This window comes from Streptomyces sp. NPDC043908 (assembly GCF_056435525.1).
This window is the reverse complement of the sequence record NZ_JBWKEI010000029.1, coordinates 1-18348: the sequence shown is the minus strand read 5'-3', so window position 1 is coordinate 18348 and position 18348 is coordinate 1. Positions and strand designations below refer to the sequence as shown.

The window sequence follows — 18348 nt, the reverse complement described above, 5'->3', positions numbered from 1 at the left end:
GTCGTTGTTCGAGATGATGGGGCGGTGTCTCTTCGCTATTTCAATCAGACCGGCTGGACCGCGATCTTCAATGGCACCGATACCGAGATCGGCCGCATGGTGCGTGTGGAGGGCTGGGACCAGGCGACTGGGACGGCTCTTGTCGTCGATCCCAAGCGTGGCGCCCTGCGTTCGGTGACGGACTACGAGGACTTCTCTCACTTGGAGAGAGCCGACCAGGTCGTGGCCGCGGTGCCCGGTGGAGGGTGGCGGGTCCACTGGAAGGACGAGGGTCCGGGTGGAACGCCGCTGACGGAACAGGTGCTGGCCTGGCTGATCACGTCGCAGGGGCGGGCGACGGCCATCACGGTCGATGCTCAGGGGCATGTCGAGGATGCTGATGGCGCTGACGCTTTCATCCCGCCTGGCGAGGACCCCCGTGTCCTGATTGCAGCCGGTCAGGCCACCTCGTTCTCTCGCTCAATTGCCTTGAGGCGGTTCTTCAGCCGGTAGCTGGGGCCGTTGATGGAGATCACTTCGCAGTGGTAGAGGAGCCGCTCGTGGATCACAGCTGCCTTCATCAGGATCTCCGCCCGCAGCATCGAGTCGACCAGCGACGCGAACTCATCGATCACCCTGACCCGGGACCGGCCACTCGGCGACCGGCGCGGAGGCGAGGCAGGACCGGCGGCAGACAGATACTTGCTGACAGTCCGCCAGTTCAGACCAGTCTCCTTGGCGACCTCGCTCAGGCTCATCGCTCCGGACTCGACCAAGCCACGAAAACGCCGTAGTTCCAGCCAGCGCTGCGGATCCAGGACCACGGGGCCACCCCATCTCTGCGACCTCGACCAACAGGCAGCAGAGTGCCGAATCCTGAGCCTCAGCACATCAGGAACTCTGCACGTTCATCCGTACGCGGCCCTGTACGTGCACGTGTACGCCGACACCCCCCGTCCCCAGCCCCATCCAACCAATCCTGGACGACCGCAAACGGCAGGAGGCGTCAGCATTCATCTGGGCCCACATCACCCAGGGCGAACTCCGCTTCGCTCCACGGCCCATCGAAGACGAACAGCCCGACGACATCCGTCGGGCCTGGCTTCTCCGCCGCGGCAGCACATGGTTCCAGCTCTCCCGGCCTGATCCGGTTCCCCACTATGCCGCCTTGCGGAAGCTCCTCATCCAGCACGCTGAGCACCTCGCCATGAGGATCGATCGTGCCGACTCACTGATGCGGGAGGCGCCGCAATTGGACGAGAACAAGTGAGGTCAGCGGATCGGGCTCAACATACGCCGCGCGCACGGCATAACACCCAGGCTCAAGTGCGACGCGCAGGTGATCCTCTCCGGCGATTTCGATCCCGGACCAAACTGCATCGAACAAGAGCACAGGCCCCGATATAGCCCAGTGCAGGTCAGGCTCCCACGCGGCCGCGCTAATCGCAGCTCCAATGCTGTCGAGGAGCTCCGCCTCAGATTCCGCAGCACACCACCGCACGAACAGGTCGTGCTCAGGAAGGAACGTAGTCGAGGCGGGATCGCCACCGAGGACCAGGACGTTCTCCTGGCCAACAGGGACAAGGCCGGTCCAGCTGTCTACGCCGCAGGCCCTGTCGTAATCATCCTCGGAACCATCGCCATCCGATCCAAGCCATGACAGCAAGGCGGTCTCCGGGACCACGACCAGCGGCCCGCCGTTGGACTCCACCCACTCAGCCACACCTGGATCTGCATACCTGACCATGTGAGGAAGCTGCAGGCGGGCAGTGACAACCAGCCTGCCTTTGTGACAACTATCGTGCTTCGGCTCAACAACAGCGGGGTCGCAGCTGGGCGGGGCGCGGTGACGGTCTGCGCGCCCAGGTGACAACTATCCCGCCCAGTCACAGCCGCCTCCCGGGGCGGGGGCAATCTCGACATCATGCTATTCGTACACGTGTGCCATTGCACGCGCGGGGAGGCTGCCCTGGTCTCACTGCTCTTCGGGTGCCATAGTGCGGCGATACCGGGCGCCTCGCACGTGCGTGCGGGGCACGAGACATCGGATGCTCATAGAGTGCGAACGTCCGTAACTTGGGGGCCCTTGGGGTTATGCGCGACTTCGAACTCCACCCTCTGGCTCTCCTCCAGCGATTGGAGGCCATTCGACTAAAGCTCGGCAAAGTTGACGGTCACATCCGGCCCCTCGTCCTGGGAGATGAAGCCGAATCCCTTTTCGGCGTCGAACCACTTCACTGTGCCTGTTGCCATGCTGTCTCTCCTTCGAGGATGAGGACGCTGCCAGGACGGGGCAGACCCGCCACTGATCAGCGTGCATAACGCACAGTACGAGGACCACCACACACCGCGCCGCAGACGAACGCTGGGACGAGAATGCTCGGTTCATCGCCGCCGCTCGCGAGGCCATCCCCCGCCTGGTCGCGGAGATTCGACGGCTTCAAGGGGATCCCGGCGACGCATGAGCGTGATCGGTGTCTGGCCCGACCAGGTGTACTGAGCCACGGCAGAAGGGATTCGCATCCATGCCCGATGAACTGGAGCGGCCGCTCAGCCAACTCCGCCCTGGTGAGCGTGTCCGAGCAACGATCACCAGCCACCAACTATGGGGCTTCATCGCGAAGATCCACGGATACGAGCCGGTCGGCGCGTCACTGGACGTCATCCGCCGCGGCAGCGAACCCGGAGTACGCCAACTCGCCCAGAACGTCTTGGCGGTGGGCAGCACCATCGAGCTGGTTGTCGGCGAACTGCGCACATGACACCACGCACGCACCTTGGATTTGGGTCGACGTCACCAGCGCCCCTCGCTGAAGGTCCATCAAGGCCCCGAAACACGGTATTCCCGTTCGGCGAGGGACTTGTCGAGCAGTTCGAAGAGCACTTTGAGGACGTGCTGTTCCTGCTCCGTTGTGAGGTCCCAGCCGCCTTCCCAGCCTGGGAGGGCGATCTGCCGGGATCTGCCCCAGACGAGGTTACCGCTGACCTCGCAGTTCGCTGTCAGCCAACCGTCCAGGCCGGGCCCACTATGCCGGCTCGGCGCCTGGTCGTAACCCAGTATGAAGGCCGCCGCAACGGTCAGGGATGTGCGACCGATGAACATGTCGATCCGCTTGGCGAATGCGGCGAAAATACTCGCGCTCGCTCATATCGATCAGATTCGTCACCTGGGAATTCTGCCGCCAGGCCTTCCGATTGTCGACAAGCCTCGACCTCCCCGCTTCCATGGGCAAGAGGCAGTCCTGCAATGGGGATCTCCCCGCGGAACTCCGGCGTCACGGCATCAGTCCGCCCAAGCCGCAGTGCTACAGATGTACCTTCGATCCCTTGTCGGCGCGCCGAAGCAGGCGCAGGTCGCCAGCCCAGGTATCGCAAACGACGCCGCCGGACTCGAACTCGATCAAGAGGCCGATCCGTCCCGTCCTCGGCTCCCATCGCTCCTGGACCGAGAGAACCCGTTCACCGAGGTGGCGCTGGAATGGGGTTTCACGGTCAGGGGCCACCACGACCCGTCCCTGGGCTCCGAGGTCGTATCCCGCGCCCGGGCTTGACGCCTCCACGATCAAGCACCAGTCCGAGCCGGCGGTGATCCAAGTGGAGGCGTCCGCGTCGTCAATGAGCCAGATGTCGATCGGCTCATTCACCTCGTCGGTCGGGGCGAGCTGCGACGACATGACCTGCGCCAGGCGCACGCCCACGAGTGATGACGGATCGCTACCAGCCCCGTGGAGAGGGCACACCGGCGGACTGACGGGCTCCATCCCTCGAACCTACCGCGCAACCCAGATCGCGCTCACCTGCATATTCGGGGCAATCCAGCCCCAAGGGGCGCTCGCTCTATGCGGCGGGCGTGCCTGTGGGACGCTGAACCTCCAGGACGATCGCCGTTCCGGCCACGGATCGGTCCTCGCGCATGGTGATCACTTGGCCGGGCCGAGAGTGACGCCACTGCGAAGGGCCGAGAGGTGCGAGGCGCACGGAGGTCCGCCCACCGGGCTCCAGCAAGGGCGTGAACTCCACCCGGGGCCGGGCGATGTTGAGGACCGGACCATTGCCTGAAGTCCGACTGCCGATGTCCCACATCGCTCGCAAAACGCCAACTCCGGGGCACTGATCGAATCCCAGGCGCCGGTGAAATGGACTGTCTGCCGCGAGGCGGAACTGCTCGTTTTATAGGCGATGCGGACAGGTGTGGGGCTGGAGATGCCGAGAGCGGTGTAGTCGTCCACGGCTGACGCCGGGACAGGACTCGTCAGCGACGCGTCGTAGACGAAGGCACCACCCAGCACGCTGTGCGGGGCGGTGAGCCGATAGGGACGCGTGTCGGCCGGCGGAGTACTGCGCAGTGCCAGGCGGCCTCACCGGTCGTCGGGGCGTCCAATGGAAGTGTCGCCGTAGGGGCTCGGCCGGGACGAGCTCTATCCGCTTGTGCACGGCGCGGGCCTTGCTGGATGTGTGCTCACTACTGTGAAAGTTTACGGCAGCTACTACGCGAGTTTACTGCATTTGCCACCGCTGGGTTGATTTGTGCTGAGTCAGGGCTCCGTAGGGTCCCGTCCGTGGAATTCGCACCGGGAGGGCCGGTGCGAACGGACCGGAAACGGAGAAGAACATGCTGAGTCTTCAGAGGGCTGGCATCGCCGCATCAGCGGTTCTTGCCGGACTGGCCGCGACAGTGTTGCCCGCTGGTGCTGCCGCGGCCCAAGACAGTCCTGCGGAGCGCCAGCTTGTGGGGCAGCAGTTATCACCTCAGGCCGGCGACGGTTGGGGCTACATGAAGTTCGTGCACTCCGGGAAGTGCGCCGACCTGCCGGGTTGGAACACTGGGAACGGCGTACAGCTCGATCAGTGGTCATGTGCTTCGCAGGGAAACCTTTGGTGGGGGTTCTACGGGGCCAGCGACGGCACAGTCCAGGTCAAGAACTACCACAGCCAGAAATGCATGAACGTCAAGGGCGGGAGCACCGCCAACGGGGCCAAGGTCGTCCAGTGGCCGTGCAACGAGCAGGCGAACGGGCTGTGGTACCTGAAGGTGTTCTCGGACGGCACGTACCAACTCCAGAACAAGAACAGCGGGAAGTGCCTGAATGTTGAAGGCGCCAGCCAGGGCAACGGCGCTGACCTCATCCAGTGGCCGTGCAGCACAGCCGGCAACAGCCGCTTCGCGTTCATCGACTGAACGGCCACGACGCTGGGCCCTCGCCTTGGGGGCGAGGGCCCAGGCTTGTCGTTTGACTTTCAGGAATTCGGCGGGGTCGTGGCAGCGGTGGCCTGGGCTGTCCATGAGTCGGGTTCCCGAGGCGGATCCCAGGTCACGTTGACGTCAGCTTCGTGGAAGTCGTGTGCGAGTCTCACCACCAGGGCGGCCACGGCGGCCCGTGCCTCGGCTGGGTCGGTGTTGGCCGGCACGTCGGCGAGACGACCGCAAAGCATCCCGCCTTCCTCTGTCAGGACGCTGTAGCGCCAGCCTTCCGGCGTCGCCAGCAGGGCGATGCTTTTCGGCATGCCGAAGGAAGGCCGTCTCTTCTGCACACGCTCTCGTCCCACCACGGACCTATCCAACCTCGTCGGCTTCTTGGCGATTCACGCGGGCGGAAGTTCAGTCGCCACGGCGGGGTTTGGTGCCGACCTTGTGGTGGGTGGTGGGCTGGTCGGGCGTATGCCTCACCGGTGGCGAGGACCCGCCCGACGTCGTGCCGGGGTGCCGGGCGCTGGTTCTTCGAGCCCGGTGGCCGGCCCGGACCCGGACGGGAAGGTTTCGGTGCACCAGCCGGGGAGCCGGTCTTCGTGCGCAGGTTCCTCAACCCTCTGCGGACGCGGGCGGGCGTGAGTCTGTTCGGCGAGTCGGCGTCTCCCAGGGCCGACGAAGGTCGGTGGCCAGCGGGCGGGCGAGGCGGAGCCGGGCATAGGCGGCGATCACCAGCCACGTCCACCTGTCGGCCGCTTCCGAGCTAGGAAGCCTGGGCTTGGTCCACCCGAGTGTCTGCTTGAACAGGCGGAAGGTGTGCTCGATGTCGAAGCGGCGGAGGAAAGGCTGCCAGCAGCGGTCGGCGTCCGCTTCAGCGGCGCCGGTGCCCGACCACCACAGCCATACCGGCTTTTTGACCATCAGCGCAGGGGCCCGAATGCGTGACTCAGGAGCCTACGGAGGAATGCCGGACATCGTGCTCGGCCCTGTCCAGCCATTCGGTGAACCAACTGCTGAAGGTGACGGGCTTGCCCTCCGCGTCGACGAGGGGCTCAAGATCCGCGTCGTCTGCTCGGGGATCGGACCACATAGTGCCGCGATGGGAGCCGCTGAGGACCAGCCAGTCGCGCTGAGCACAGCCGTGGTGGCAGATCACGATGGCGCCGGCGGTGCGCTCAGGGGCGAACATGACGGCTTCCCATCGTTCTTCCCACGCCTCGATGGCGGTGTTGAAGTCCTTGTTTTCCTCGCAGTCCTCCTCTTCGGGACGCTCGGCCAACAGCCGTTCGAGGACCTCTGGGTCCGGGCCCTTGTCGGGGAACGGTTCGGCGAGCTTAGACAGATCGGCCAGGTCGGCACCGTCGCCCTCCCAGCGCCAGCGGCCCTGAATGCGTCGCACGGGAAAGACGCCGTAGGACGGCCCCGCGCCCCCGGCGGCGACCATCGCGAGGAAGCTCCGGTACTCCGAAGGAAGCCGCACGCCTATCTGGCCTTCCAACTCGACGATCTCGTCCTCGCCAAGCGGATCCTCGAGCGTCCACCGATGACCGAGTGCCCCGAACACTTTCTGGCTCGCCGGGAGCGCGCTCAGCTCCACGATCCGCTCCCTCACCCCAGCCCAATCCTGATCAACCATGCAGCGACCATATGCGCCGCCACTGACACGCCCACCGGAGGGTCGTCGTGTCCTGAAGCGAGTCAACGCCCGCCGAGCCTGTCGACTTGCGCGCCGAACCTACGCCTCGGAGGGACAGTTCGGCGCGACAGTGAGCGGGTTCGGGCGTCCGCACGCACAGGATTCCCGGAACTCGCGCGCATTGCGCCCCGGCGGCCAGGAGCCCGTCGCCCGGATCGAATACCGCGGCAGGAAAGCAGTGGGTCTGGCTGTACCGGATCGACCTCGCCAAGCCGAAGTTCACGATGACGCTCGCGAAGGAGGCCGCGCTCGACAAGGCGATGGCTGCTCGCCAGACGTGTCCCGGCCCCTGCGGCCGGCGCTCTTTCTACTCCGCCAACATCGAAGAAACTCGGCTGCTGCCGTCTCCGAACTACGCAACCAGCAGTTCGACCGGAAACTGGGCACGTCCGGCATCTTGGATGCCCGGCTCGCGAAAGGGAGGAAACCAGGCCTCCGAACCCTGCCCCGGGCGCCCGCCGCACTCGCACCGACCCGGGTCCGGGCCGGCACCGCGCCAGCCGTGAGCCGAGATCGCAGAGCCAGACCCGGACGTCCGTCGCGGCAGGGCCGGAACGGTCCGAAGGCCCTGGTCGGCAGGGTCGCTGTCAGTGCCCAGCCCTAGCATGCGGACAACTTTCCGAAAGCAGGGGATCATGGGTTTCTGGGGCCACTTCATCTTCGCACGCAGCGAGCAATCGCTCCTGGAAGCGCCGGTATTCAACGGTATTGGCCAGGACCAAAAGGCTGAAGTGCACACATTGTGGCCACGTCCCGGCGGATGGCAGACGCTTCGGCTTGACACCGACAGCTGGGGCGAGGACAAACTGCCCGCCCTGGTGGAATTCACTGGCGCACCGGCCTGCACCGCGTGGATCTACGACAGCGACATGGCCCACGTGACCGGCCTCGGAACAGACGGCCGCCAGTGGGAGGCCTGGCTCCACCTGGACATTGCCGCCGCTCTCAAGGTCGAGGATCCCGAAGACATGGACGACAGTAGCGTGTGGTGGGGCAGCCCCGAGTTCGCCGAGGTTGCACGGCACATACGCGCGGAACTCGACGCAGAGGTACCGGGCGTCGCAGCGAGTGCCATCGCCTGGGCTGCATCCGCGGGCGTTGCAGTGCCAGCCCAAGCGCGAATCGAAGAGGTACTGCGCTCGAAGGAAGACTTCGCGGAGGAAGTCTTCTTCAACCTGCTGGACGCGTTGGGATTTCCCGGTACAGCAGAACCCTCGTCCGAGCACTGACCTGAGGCCACTGCTCAGCCGGTCAAAGCCTGGATCGTGGCCAACGTGCCTCGGGCTGTCCATGCGAGGTGACCAGGCCAAAGGCTTGAACTGCAGCCGTCGCACGCGGCGCTGGTCTTCGCCGGTATCCCGGCCATGGCCACGGTGTTTTTGCGCATCGTCCACAGCACTCGTTCGCCGAACGCGGCGTCGCCGGTGGGTTTTGCGGCAGCAGGCGGCGTGTTCCCCACCGCACGACCATGATCGACGATCGCCAACTCGATGCCTCACCGCCTGCCGTGCACGAGCCGGTCAGTCCCGGCATACGGACGAGTGGCCCAAGCAGGGAAGATGCCTACGACTGCGTGATGCTCGAGTGGGTGATCAACGCCATCGTGTTCGGTGAGCCGGTACCAGTCCTCCGCTCCAAGCCGGCGGAGTTGACGCGCCGGAAGTCGCCTTCTACTGATGCTCCGGCCACCATGCTTCGGCAGGGTCGTTGTCCGCGCATCCCTCGGCTGCTTCCACATCAGGGGCGACCCGGTCTCTCCTGTGTCACTGGTTCCAGCAGTCGCGCCGGGGCAACTGAGCCCATAGGTCGCACGGTCCGGTGACCGGACGTGTATCGGTGAGGCGCAGTCCTGCGAAGGCACAGGCGTAGGCCACGGCGTGGTGCTGGTAGAGGTACGCGGCCAGGACTTCTTCTGTGGTGCTGCTCTGGTCGGGGGCGCCGCCGGGGTGCAGGCCCCGGCCTTCGATGGCGCCGTTGCGGGCGATGCTGCCCTGTTTGCCGCTCTTGGGGTTGGCGAACACGCCGTAGCAGAGGGTGCCTTCCGACAGCCGGGTCAGCACGCCCGGAGTGCTCGGCACGTAGCCCCAGGGTTGGGTGACCACGCAGCCGCCCGGCACGGTCGTGAGGCCGATGATCTGCCAGGTCTCATCCATGTCGTACGCGTACCGGTCTTCCAGCAGTTCCTCGACCAGGTTACGGTCCGCTGGTGTGGCCTGCAGACGGTTCACTGCTTCGGCCGCGTCGATCCCGGCCACACAAGCCAGCCCCGTACCGTCATAGTGGAAGGTCCCCAGTGCGCCCACAAGCCGGGCACCCTCCGCGGCAGTGGTGCGCTCGGCTTCACTCAAGCCGCGCTCACCGGCTGGCAGCGCGAACAGGTCCGGCGTCGGGCCGGCCAGACTCAGCCGGCCCGGCGACCAGCCCCCTATCAACTCCCGCCACGGGTCCGCCCCGGCAGCGGCGAGGGCCAGCGCGTTGTCGGGCCTTCTGGACATGACCGCCTCCCACAACGCCGTCACCCCCATCTCCAGCGCATCCACGTCCGCGACCCGCCGGGCCAACTCCGCGACCACTTGTGCCGAACCGTGCACGGCGGCCCAGTGGAGAGGCCGACCGGCTCTCCAAGCCTCCGGATCGGCTCCCTGCTCAAGACGCCACCGGACGGTGTCGTGATCCGTCCAGTCCCATCCCACCCCGCTCCAGCCGTCACCTTCCACCGCCGTAGCACCCCTCCCGCACTACACCGAACGACTCCACCCCTACACTCGCACACCGCTCGGACAACACCCCGCGCCCCTATCCCGGTTCCGCCGGGGGACCTCGCTCCCGTAGGTCCAGGCGTGTGAGGGTGGTCGGCGTGACAGACCGGGGAACGGTGGGATGGCCGCCGGACTCTCTCCGGCCACGGGTGCGACAGCCCACGCGCCGTACCGTCGACGCCCTACGCCCTATAGAGGGCGGTGTTCCGTTCGCAGGGCGAAGGAACGGTATGCGGGACGAGGCTCGGTCCGGCGGTTGCCGGATTCCGGCGACGTCAGCTGAGGACGCCGAGAACGAGGGTCACGACGTTCGTGCCGTAGGTCTTCCAACGGTGGGTCGTACGGCAGTAACGCCGCGGACGCTTCCGCCCGTGATGCGGAATGAGTACATGGCACCATTTGCACGGCAGGTCGCCGTGATACCTGCCGTCCTCGCCCAGCCGAGCACGCTCCATAGGGCCTACCCTAACGGGCCGGCATGGGCGAGCCCTTGCGGTCTGAAGGATCACAAGGAGGACGGATTGGAAGACCAATGGGCAACCGATGATCTCACCCTGCGCCTTGAGGAGCTGGCGGCCGGACTCACGGATCCCGACTGTGACCTCGACGACCTTGCAGACATTGCAGAGAAGCTCGTGGCCGCCCGGCGGCGGGCGCTGATTCCGCACCTGGAACGGCATCTCGCGGCAGCCGTGGAAGCGGGCAACTGGTACGCCCGTCACGTGCTCGCCCGGATTCTGGCCGAGACCGCCGGCCACACAGCCCTGGCGGCCCTGTTGGAGGCCTACTCACGCAATCTGGGTGACGACCAGGACTCCCTCTCCACGCGGCTCCATGTATTCGCGCAGGAGGACCCGGCCGCCGCGCGGAAAATTCTCCTGCCGTACGCCGTTGGCAACGATGACGATCTGCGCAGGGCGGCAATCTGGCTGCTCGGCTTCGTCCCCGAACCAGCCGATCTCGGCCTGCTTGCCCACGCTGCGCAGGACCCGGACGAAGAAGTCCGCAACGTGGTCGTGGGCACGCTCGGCGGCCACGGGATGGAGCCCGCGGCCATCGACCTGCTGTTGAACCTGCTGGACGACCCTTCCCCGCAGGTGCGCATCTCCGCCCTCAGCTCCCTCGGCTTCCTTCAGCAGCCCAGGGCCCTGCCGAAGATCCGCTTGCTCGCGAACGACGACAACCCCCGCGTTCGGGCCTGGGTCGCGATCGCCTTGGGCCGCTTTCCCGCCCTGGAGCCCGCAGACCCCGCGACCTCGGCCGTGCTCGACCAGCTGGCAGCGGACGCTGACTCCTACGTTCGTGACCAGGCAACCGCAGCACGTCAGCGCAAGCCCCTCCGCGGCTGACGAGGCGTGCGCTTCCTGCGGCGTCGGCTAGGTCCGGTTGCGAGCGCTGGACAATCAAGTGCACGCCGCCGCAACGCAGTTCGAGCACTGGGTGCTGGGTGCGAGTCGCTTTAGAGATCATCTCATTTGGCTGAGTATGCTGCTGGTCGTGTCGGGGATCGTTGAGCGGCTGGTGCCGGACGAGTTGTGGGAGCTGTTCCAGCGGGTGGTGCCGGAGGCGCCGTCGCGACCTCAGGGTGGTGGCCGGCGTCGGCACGGCGACCGCGAAGTACTGGCCGCGATCGTGTTCGTGGCGACGTCAGGCTGCACGTGGCAGCAGTTGCCGGCCGCCTCGTTCGGGCCGTCCGGCGCGACAGCCCACCGGCGCTTCACGGAGTGGACGAAGGCCCGCGTGTGGGCCAAGCTGCACCGCCTTGTCCTCGACGAACTCGGCGCCCGCGGCGACCTGGACTGGTCCCGCTGCGCGATCGACTCGGTGAACATGCGGGCCCTGAAAAGCGGGACCTGACAGGTCCGAATCCTGTCGACGGGGCAAGTACGGCTCAAAGATCCACCTGATCACCGAGCGGAACGGTCTGCCCCTGTCTGTCGGCATCTCCGGCGCCAACGTCCACGACAGCCAGGCCCTGATCCCGCTCGTGAAGGGCATACCGCCGATTCGATCCCGGCGAGGCCCCCGACGACGCAAGCCCGAGAAAACTGCACGCCGACAAGGGATACGACTACTCCCACCTACGACGATGGTTATCCCAGCGGGGCATCCGGCACCGCATCGCCCGAAAGGGAGTCGAGACCTCACAGCGGCTCGGCCGGCACCGGTGGACCATCGAACGCACCATGGCATGGCTCGCTGGATGCCGTCCCCTCCACCGTCGCTACGAGCGCAAAGCCGAGCACTTCCTCGCCTTCACGAGCCTCGCCTGCACCCTCATCTGCTACCGCCGGCTCGCCAAATGAGATGACTTCTAAGACGACGGGAGCGCCGGTGGCTACTGCGTCCACTCCGGTCAGGTGCGAACGAATCCGGTCGGGTTGGCCAGATAGCGGTCGAGGTCCGGGTCCTCGTGAAGGGCGTCGAACTCGTTGTAGATCGTCCATTCCGCTTGGAGTTCGGCGCGCAGCCGGCCGAGCGCTTCGTAGACGGCCTCGTTGAAGTCGGCGCACTCCGCTTCGCGCCACGGTCCCGGGTGTGGAGGGTAGTCCCAGTTCAGCGACGTGTCGTAGCGCGCGATGAGCGCCACCAGGTCGCGTCGGAGGTCCTCACCTATGGGCAGTCGATCCAGGTCGACCGCATAGCCCCACGCCCCCCGGTCCTCCGGAACCGTCCACAGGACACGCCCTGAACCCGCGTCGAAGAAGAATCTCGCGGTGGGCATGACGCGGGCCTCTCCATGTACATTCCGACTGCGGGGCAGCCATCACACTACGCAACGGAGCTGGGAGACGGCACGGCCCGGGTCGAGAAAGCCGCCTTGCCGCGCTCCGGATGGCATCAGATGCTCGTGACAGGAGCGCCTGGCGGGCGCAACCGGCGTTCCCCTGCCGGGTGTCTGTCCTCATATGTGGAAACGCACTGAAGAGCACCGCGACCGGGACTTCGCGGCCGCATCGTTCGCGGCATTGCTGGACCTGCTGCTCATCTGTCTCTGCCTCATGGGCGGAGACGGCGTTTGGACAGCCGACTGGATGGGCTACCCCGGCCCCGTGGACTCAACTGCTGCTTCGTACCAAGCAGACGTGGTGGAGTTCACTCTCTGGGCGGGTGCGACAACCATGCTGCTGGCTCTGCTCTTGCGGTGCTGGGTGACCGCTGTGATCCAATTCGTTCTGCTTGGGGGCGGCTCACTGTTTCTCGCCTCAATGCCGACGTATTGGAATCCGTGAGCTTCTCGTTCCACGTCCGGCGTCGAACAAGCGGGCCTCGAAGTGGCAGGCTGTTGCCGTAGGAATCGCGAGGGACGACCAGCCAAGGCCGCTGTCGACGTGCTGGCTCTCCTGGATCGCCGTACCGGCCGCCGATCAAGTGGGAGTCCTTGCGTCCGTGGGCCTCACCGTACGGCCTGTTGGCCCAGTCGTTCCATCCCAAAATCGAGGGTGCGCGCCTTTACGTGAACTTCCTGGAACGCACCATGACAGGAATGGGCCTGTAACCGCGCAAAGTGCGCACCGCGGCCGGGGGCACTCCCACGGGGTGCTCCCGGCTCCGTATGAGTACGCGTACGGATGGACGTCACCAACAACGCTGCGAGAATGGGCAGATGACTTTGAAGTGGGTCCTTACCGCCGTATCCGCCGTGCGCGACAGCGTCAAACACCTTCTCGGTCTCCTCCTCATCCTCGTGCTCTCCGCCTGCTCGTCCCACGACCGCGCCACGAGCCCGAAGGAGGTGCGCGACCTCGCGGGCAGCACGCAGGCTCAGCAGTCCCGGAAGGCGGCTGAGGATCACTTGCGGATGATCGTGAACGCGTACGCCAAGAACACCCCTCTGACCCTTGGTCTGGTCATCGTGAACGACTTATGCGCCGGGGGAACAGCAAAACAGTTGTTCTTCCAGACCGGTGACGATCAGTACAAGATCCGCTGCGGCCTGCGCGTCACTGCCTACTACGGCGCCGACCCGCACCGGATCGCTGACGTCCTGGACGGCATCCTCGCCGCTGGGGACCAGGATTCCTCCGATGGGGCCCCTGGCGCTACCATCCCGTTTCACCACGGAAGCCACGGCAGTCCCCTTATCGACTACTACCGGGGCGAAACCTCAAACCCGTCCGCTCAGAACACTCCGGAACCAGCCCTTTTGTTCGACACCGAACAAACGTTGTCATGGGACACGGTGCGAAGCAGCAGGAAAACACTGATCAATGAGCCGGATAAGCACACGTCCAACGACCCGCCAATGACCCGGTGCCTTCGCGAGCCGACATCAAGGACAGTCAGCGACGTCCGCATCCAGCACGGAATGGTCTTCAAGCTGGAACTATCGATGATCAACTATCATCGAGTCTCTAAGGATGGCAAGATTGTCCAGGTCTGGCAATGAGTGACATCACCGCGCGGCCCTGTGCCATCAAGGCAATGTCGGCGAGGCAACGAAAGGCCAGCCATATTTTAGCTGCGCTGATTCATAGCCTTCACGGCTCCAAGAACGGTAAGGTCACGGGTATCTCACGACTCTCCCCCTCGGCTCTTCTGACCGTCCAGGCCGCCGAGCAGACCGACGCGCGGGCGTTGCCCTGACGCGGCACCTGATCGAAGCCGAGGAGCCGGCAGCCGATGGACACCCCTCAACCGCTGACCGACGAGGAACTCGCCGAAATCCAAGAACTCGCCGAAGCCGCCGCCCCGGGGCCCTGGCACGTCCGCTTCCTCGATGACGACTACGCCAAGAACCTCGTCGCCATCAGAATCACGCCCGACACCGGGCTCGGCGAGCGCTGGCCGGACTTCGACCACCGGCAGATCGTCGCTGCCACTCTCGTCCAACAGCCGCGCTGCGTCGATGTCGCAGACGAACTCTGGGACGAGAATGCTCGGTTCATCGCCGCCGCTCGCGAGGCCATCCCCCGCCTGATCGCCGAGATTCGACGGCTTCCAGGGGATCCCGGCGACGCATGAGCGTGATCGGTGTCTGGCCCGACCAGGCGTACTGAGCCATGGCGGAAGGGATTCGCTTCACCGAGTGGGACAAGACCTCCGATTCCGGCAGACACCGACAGGCTTAGGTCGTGAACCACGTCCGCAACTACGAGGCGAGCTGTGTCTGGTGCGGTCACTTCCCCGGCGTATTGGAATACGTCGTCGGGCAACTGACGGCGAGCGGTGAGGCGATCCTTCGCGGCGACGTGGTGCCGCTTCCCGCACCATTGCCCGGCGGAACCATAACGTCCCTCTACGCAGGGTTGCCCGTCTACTTCGACGACGACTTCTTCTCGGTCACCATCGAGAACGGCAGTGATGTCGCCGTCGTCTGGCTGATCCCCATCACGGCGGAGGAGACCACCTTCATTCGCGATAAGGGCTGGGAGGCATTCGAAGACGTGCTGGTTCGCCAAGACCCCGATCTCCTCGATCCCGACCGTCCCCAGCTCGACCTGTAGGGCCCCGCGGGGAGTGGACCTCCGCCGCACCGCCGAAACCCACACGCCCTTCCGGCCTCACTCAACAACCCCGCGTACACCCTGCAGCAGGTCGCGCAAATGAAGAACGTACGGGCAGACGGCGCAGAGACGGTTCGCGGTGTGCCCACCAAGCGCTACCAGGGCACCCTTAGCCATTACACGCTCACCCTGCGCCTGGCCGCGCAGAGCCGGGAGAACGCCGACCGCCTGCGCGAGGCGTACGGCAGCGACCTTCCCATCACCGCTCAGGCCTGGGTGGATCACCACGGGCGCCTGGTCCAAGCCCGCCTCACCCTGAAGGACCGCACGGCCACGCACGCCGTGATCACCCTGTCCCTCCCCGAACTTGGAACCCCCGTAGGGTTGCCCCGCCGTCCGGCGACGAGGACACCGCACCCCTTCACGACCAACTGCCCACTGGATTGATCGGCTGACATTCACCGCACACGTCCTCGCCGGAACGCACGGTGAGCGGACAGCATGGCCATCACTACTCCTGCGGCACGGTGATGGGGAGAGTCGTCCCGGAAGGCTGGGGAAGGGGACGCGGGCCATGGCTGGCGGGCAGCCCGCACGCATGTGTGCGGGCGCTGCGGCAGGCAAAGAGATCCCTGATCTCAGGGGGGCACTCTCTCCGGGCGTGCGGAGCAGGATGCCAGGTGAGCGGCATCGGGAAGCCTGGACGAGCAGGCTGTAACAGCGACGCTACCCCGGGACAACCGCTGCTGGGACTCGCCGCAGTTCGAACCCGTGCTGGAGAAGGTCCGCGTGCCCCGCATCGGGCCGGGTCGGCCACGCGTCCGTCCCACCCGAGTCCACACGGACAAGGCGTACGCCTCCCGCACAAACCGCGCCTATCGCGCCGCCGCGGAATCCGCTGCACCATCCCCGACAAGGCCGACCAAGCACGCAACCGCCACAAGCTGGGCTCCCGCGGCGGCCGTCCGCCGCGTTTCGCCCCGGCCGACTACCGCGAGCGCCATGCGGTTGAGTGCCAGATCAACCGGCTGAAGCGTCATCGGGCCGTGGCCACTCGCTACGACAAGCTCACAGTCCGCTATGAGGCCACTGTCCTCGTAGCCGCCATCAACGAGTGGCTGTGATCAGCGCGTGTCCCTAGAGCTCATAGTCCTGGGCCAGCTCGTCCCAGCGAATGCCGCGAAGAGCAGGATCAGCATCCTGGCCCGACGGAATCTCCGGGGTGGCCTGGAACCAGGCAACGATGAGAGCGGAGCGGTGCAGCACTGCGTCGAGTTCGGGGGCGACCGCTGTCGAGCCGAAGACACCGATGCACGCCACGGAAGGCAGCACCTCAACTAGGCCGAAGGCGCCGGCGGCCTGGTCCGGGTATTCGCGGGAGGGCGGAACGAGATGGACTGGCGCGAAGGAGAACGCATGCTCGGCCTGCCGCAGGAGGCCGCTGACCTTCATGTCGTTGATGCGCTGGCACGGATAGCCCTCCAGCATCCCACCGTAGGTCGTAGACAACCGCAGCTCAGTGAGTTCGATCGAGCGACCGGACGAGAGGGCTATGTGGCTCAGCGACATGCCGACACCCTATGCGCATGATCCGCTTCCGATACACACCCTAGTGCTTGTCGAGGGGGTCGCCGAGGCAGATCTGATGGCCTATTGGCTGCTCCAGCGGTGCGGGTGGTCGGGATCGGTGGGGCAGGCGAAGACGTTGAGTTCGCCGAATCGGCCCACGGTGACGCCGGTGGGGGTGGCGTACCGATGGGTGAGCAGGTCTCGGTCCTCTAGCGGCTTCCAGCTGCCGCTGCCGCCGGCCCATTCTGAGCTGTCGATGGTCAGCAGGAGGTGCATCGGTGTCCTGCAGGTCCGACAGTCCATGGGGTACGGGTCGGTCTTGTGCCAGGAGGCGAAGCCGCCAACGCGCCAGCCGGGCGGGATGGACAGGTCGTACTGGTAGCTGACCGGATCGACCGCGTTCTCGTTGGCCAACTGATCGGCATCCTGTTCCTGGGCTTCCTCCCAGGCGTCGAGCCGGGCGCACAGTTCCTCGGGCAGGAGGCCGGCGAATGGGTAGCTGACCACCTGCTCCGGGTGCAGCACGCAGGGCTCGGGCACAAACCCGTCAGACCCGACGACTGGCGGCTGCGGGGGTGCGGGCAGCGCTTCCCCGACTTCCCACGACCGCCGCCAGCGCAGGTGCAGCTCCAGGTCGTATCGGCTCGGGCCGTGCGCGTTGAATGGGCACCAGAACACCTGGAGCAGATCGCAGTTGTCCGGCTTCGCCGGCAGGTCCGGGACATCCCGCCGATAGAGCTGCGCCAGGCCGACCATTGGCAGCGGATCCGTCTCCGACGCCTCGGGGAGCCGGTGCTCCAGGCGCAGCTCGGCCAGGAGCTCTCGTTCCTCCTCCGTGGGACCCGGGTTCTGTTCCCGGGCCCATGCGGCAGTCAGGATCCGCCGGTAGCGGTGGATGTCGGCCGGGCGCCGACCCCGCCCGCGGCTGTGGGCCTCGCCGCATACCGGCCACGGCTCGTCCGCTGGCCACAGCATCGGGCCACCCACCGAGCTGGCCGACGTCTGAGGGCTGCCCGGCCGCGGGTGGAGCCGCGTCGTCGTACCCCGGCAAGCAGCCAGTTCCGGGAAAAGCACCTCGACGTCAAGCGGGCGTGGGGGCGTGGTCCTCGTCATGGAATGCGACCTTAGACACCCGGCGACCCCGGCCGCCAAGCGCCCCGGCAGCAACTCGCACTGCCAGTGCTGCCGTCGAAAGTCGGTTCTGGCGCGGATCTTTGGGAGCCATCACGGATTGCGACGATGCAAGAAGTGCCGAGGTCAGCGGGCCCGCGTAGCTTTTGGTTGACCGCCCGGCCGGGTGGCGAGGAGGGAGTGAGACATGGAGTGGGTCAGGGACGCGCTACTGGCAGCCGGGCCTGAGGCCACCTGGTACGTGGAGGCGGCTTTCACGTCCGGTGCTCACCTTGGGACGGTGTATGACGATCCGATGACGCCGGTAGTCGTGACGGGCATCGAGGAGCTGACGACGATCCGCTTACCGAGCGGTCGGCCTGTCGTCGATGCGCCATGGCACGACGACCAGGTCTGGGAGGAGCGCCGTTGCGCGAGGACATCCTGATGCGAACCGATGCCGCGTCTGTGGAGCAATGCCTCGCAGTGTGCTTGCCCCGCCTGTGTGAGCTGGGCTTTTCGTTCCCTGAGTGAGAGAGCGGGTGTGACCGAACCGCCGCCCTGGATGTCAGTGCCGGCTGCTTACATGAGCCCATGGAC

22 protein-coding genes and 5 pseudogenes are annotated in these 18348 nt (G+C 66.0%); 13 read left to right on the top strand and 14 right to left on the bottom strand.

What is annotated here, in order from left to right; all coding sequences use genetic code 11:
* Nucleotides 1-24 precede the first annotated feature (24 nt).
* Entirely contained in the window at nt 25-492 is a 468-nt protein-coding gene (locus AC069K_RS35025; protein WP_478622806.1) for a hypothetical protein, read from the top strand.
* Here the strand turns inward: AC069K_RS35025 and AC069K_RS35020 are convergent.
* The 4 genes and pseudogenes from AC069K_RS35020 to AC069K_RS35005 form a co-directional block, all read right to left on the bottom strand.
* Nucleotides 438-554, bottom strand: a pseudogene (locus AC069K_RS35020) (ATP-binding protein); the annotation flags it as partial. The gene AC069K_RS35025 and the pseudogene AC069K_RS35020 sit on opposite strands and share 55 nt — an antisense overlap.
* Before the next feature lie 431 nt (nt 555-985).
* Nucleotides 986-1171: a hypothetical protein gene (locus tag AC069K_RS35015; RefSeq protein WP_358834008.1), complete on the bottom strand. Its 186-nt coding sequence runs from the start codon at nt 1169-1171 to the stop codon at nt 986-988.
* A gap of 36 nt (nt 1172-1207) precedes the next feature.
* The gene (locus AC069K_RS35010) at nt 1208-1726 is read right to left on the bottom strand and encodes an Imm21 family immunity protein (protein WP_478622804.1); all 519 of its coding nucleotides are present in this window, start codon (nt 1724-1726) and stop codon (nt 1208-1210) included.
* Between the two features lie 305 nt (nt 1727-2031).
* Nucleotides 2032-2232: pseudogene (locus AC069K_RS35005) on the bottom strand (cold-shock protein).
* Nucleotides 2233-2504: 272 nt separating this feature from the next.
* Between AC069K_RS35005 and AC069K_RS35000 the strand changes: the two are divergent.
* Nucleotides 2505-2741: a hypothetical protein gene (locus tag AC069K_RS35000; RefSeq protein ID WP_478622802.1), complete on the top strand. Its 237-nt coding sequence runs from the start codon at nt 2505-2507 to the stop codon at nt 2739-2741.
* 59 nt (nt 2742-2800) lie between these two features.
* Here AC069K_RS35000 and AC069K_RS34995 read toward each other — a convergent pair whose 3' ends face one another.
* Entirely contained in the window at nt 2801-3082 is a 282-nt protein-coding gene (locus AC069K_RS34995) for a hypothetical protein (RefSeq protein WP_478622800.1), read from the bottom strand.
* 202 nt (nt 3083-3284) lie between these two features.
* The gene (locus AC069K_RS34990) at nt 3285-3671 is read right to left on the bottom strand and encodes a hypothetical protein (protein WP_478622798.1); all 387 of its coding nucleotides are present in this window, start codon (nt 3669-3671) and stop codon (nt 3285-3287) included.
* A gap of 920 nt (nt 3672-4591) precedes the next feature.
* On the opposite strand from AC069K_RS34990, the gene AC069K_RS34985 reads away from it, so the two are divergent.
* Nucleotides 4592-5158, top strand: coding sequence for an RICIN domain-containing protein (locus AC069K_RS34985; RefSeq protein WP_478622796.1), 567 nt, complete (start codon nt 4592-4594; stop codon nt 5156-5158).
* 59 nt (nt 5159-5217) lie between these two features.
* Here the strand turns inward: AC069K_RS34985 and AC069K_RS34980 are convergent, their stop codons facing one another.
* The 3 genes and pseudogenes from AC069K_RS34980 to AC069K_RS34970 all read right to left on the bottom strand — a co-directional run bounded on the left by AC069K_RS34980 (nt 5218) and on the right by AC069K_RS34970 (nt 6803).
* Nucleotides 5218-5511 carry a hypothetical protein gene (locus tag AC069K_RS34980; protein WP_478622794.1) on the bottom strand — a complete coding sequence of 98 codons (294 nt, stop codon included), beginning with the start codon at nt 5509-5511 and terminating at the stop codon, nt 5218-5220.
* A 67-nt stretch (nt 5512-5578) separates the two neighbouring features.
* Nucleotides 5579-6082, bottom strand: a pseudogene (locus tag AC069K_RS34975) (NF041680 family putative transposase); the annotation flags it as partial.
* 31 nt (nt 6083-6113) lie between these two features.
* Nucleotides 6114-6803, bottom strand: a complete 690-nt coding sequence (locus tag AC069K_RS34970) for an SMI1/KNR4 family protein (RefSeq protein WP_478622792.1) — start codon at nt 6801-6803, stop codon at nt 6114-6116.
* A 695-nt stretch (nt 6804-7498) separates the two neighbouring features.
* Between AC069K_RS34970 and AC069K_RS34965 the strand changes: the two genes are divergently transcribed.
* A complete protein-coding gene (locus AC069K_RS34965; RefSeq protein WP_478622791.1) occupies nt 7499-8092 on the top strand; it encodes a hypothetical protein in 594 nt (197 codons plus the stop codon).
* 14 nt (nt 8093-8106) lie between these two features.
* Here the strand turns inward: AC069K_RS34965 and AC069K_RS34960 are convergent, their stop codons facing one another.
* Nucleotides 8107-8349: a hypothetical protein gene (locus tag AC069K_RS34960; protein ID WP_478622789.1), complete on the bottom strand. Its 243-nt coding sequence runs from the start codon at nt 8347-8349 to the stop codon at nt 8107-8109.
* 277 nt (nt 8350-8626) lie between these two features.
* Entirely contained in the window at nt 8627-9556 is a 930-nt protein-coding gene (locus AC069K_RS34955; RefSeq protein ID WP_478622837.1) for an ankyrin repeat domain-containing protein, read from the bottom strand.
* A gap of 587 nt (nt 9557-10143) precedes the next feature.
* On the opposite strand from AC069K_RS34955, the gene AC069K_RS34950 reads away from it, so the two are divergent.
* On the top strand, nt 10144-10971 hold the full coding sequence (locus tag AC069K_RS34950) for a HEAT repeat domain-containing protein (protein WP_478622787.1): 828 nt from the start codon (nt 10144-10146) through the stop codon (nt 10969-10971).
* A gap of 136 nt (nt 10972-11107) precedes the next feature.
* Nucleotides 11108-11928, top strand: a pseudogene (locus AC069K_RS34945) (IS5 family transposase).
* A gap of 50 nt (nt 11929-11978) precedes the next feature.
* On the opposite strand, the gene AC069K_RS34940 reads toward AC069K_RS34945, so the two are convergent.
* Nucleotides 11979-12347, bottom strand: coding sequence for a hypothetical protein (locus AC069K_RS34940; protein ID WP_478622784.1), 369 nt, complete (start codon nt 12345-12347; stop codon nt 11979-11981).
* An 882-nt stretch (nt 12348-13229) separates the two neighbouring features.
* Between AC069K_RS34940 and AC069K_RS34935 the strand changes: the two genes are divergently transcribed.
* The 6 genes and pseudogenes from AC069K_RS34935 to AC069K_RS34910 form a co-directional block, all read left to right on the top strand.
* Nucleotides 13230-14012, top strand: a complete 783-nt coding sequence (locus tag AC069K_RS34935) for a hypothetical protein (RefSeq protein ID WP_478622783.1) — start codon at nt 13230-13232, stop codon at nt 14010-14012.
* Nucleotides 14009-14209, top strand: a complete 201-nt coding sequence (locus tag AC069K_RS34930; protein WP_478622781.1) for a hypothetical protein — start codon at nt 14009-14011, stop codon at nt 14207-14209. Before AC069K_RS34935 ends, AC069K_RS34930 begins: the two co-directional genes overlap by 4 nt.
* Before the next feature lie 36 nt (nt 14210-14245).
* On the top strand, nt 14246-14587 hold the full coding sequence (locus tag AC069K_RS34925) for a hypothetical protein (RefSeq protein ID WP_478622779.1): 342 nt from the start codon (nt 14246-14248) through the stop codon (nt 14585-14587).
* A gap of 110 nt (nt 14588-14697) precedes the next feature.
* Entirely contained in the window at nt 14698-15069 is a 372-nt protein-coding gene (locus tag AC069K_RS34920; RefSeq protein ID WP_478622777.1) for a suppressor of fused domain protein, read from the top strand.
* Nucleotides 15070-15210: 141 nt separating this feature from the next.
* The gene (locus tag AC069K_RS34915) at nt 15211-15516 is read left to right on the top strand and encodes a hypothetical protein (RefSeq protein ID WP_478622775.1); all 306 of its coding nucleotides are present in this window, start codon (nt 15211-15213) and stop codon (nt 15514-15516) included.
* Nucleotides 15517-15819: 303 nt separating this feature from the next.
* Nucleotides 15820-16193: pseudogene (locus AC069K_RS34910) on the top strand (transposase); the annotation flags it as partial.
* Between the two features lie 13 nt (nt 16194-16206).
* On the opposite strand, the gene AC069K_RS34905 reads toward AC069K_RS34910, so the two are convergent.
* Entirely contained in the window at nt 16207-16638 is a 432-nt protein-coding gene (locus AC069K_RS34905; protein ID WP_478622773.1) for a hypothetical protein, read from the bottom strand.
* An 81-nt stretch (nt 16639-16719) separates the two neighbouring features.
* Nucleotides 16720-17751, bottom strand: coding sequence for a hypothetical protein (locus AC069K_RS34900; protein WP_478622771.1), 1032 nt, complete (start codon nt 17749-17751; stop codon nt 16720-16722).
* Between the two features lie 205 nt (nt 17752-17956).
* Here AC069K_RS34900 and AC069K_RS34895 point away from each other — a divergent pair, with 205 nt between their 5' ends.
* The gene (locus tag AC069K_RS34895) at nt 17957-18196 is read left to right on the top strand and encodes a hypothetical protein (RefSeq protein WP_478622770.1); all 240 of its coding nucleotides are present in this window, start codon (nt 17957-17959) and stop codon (nt 18194-18196) included.
* Nucleotides 18197-18348: the final 152 nt, after the last annotated feature.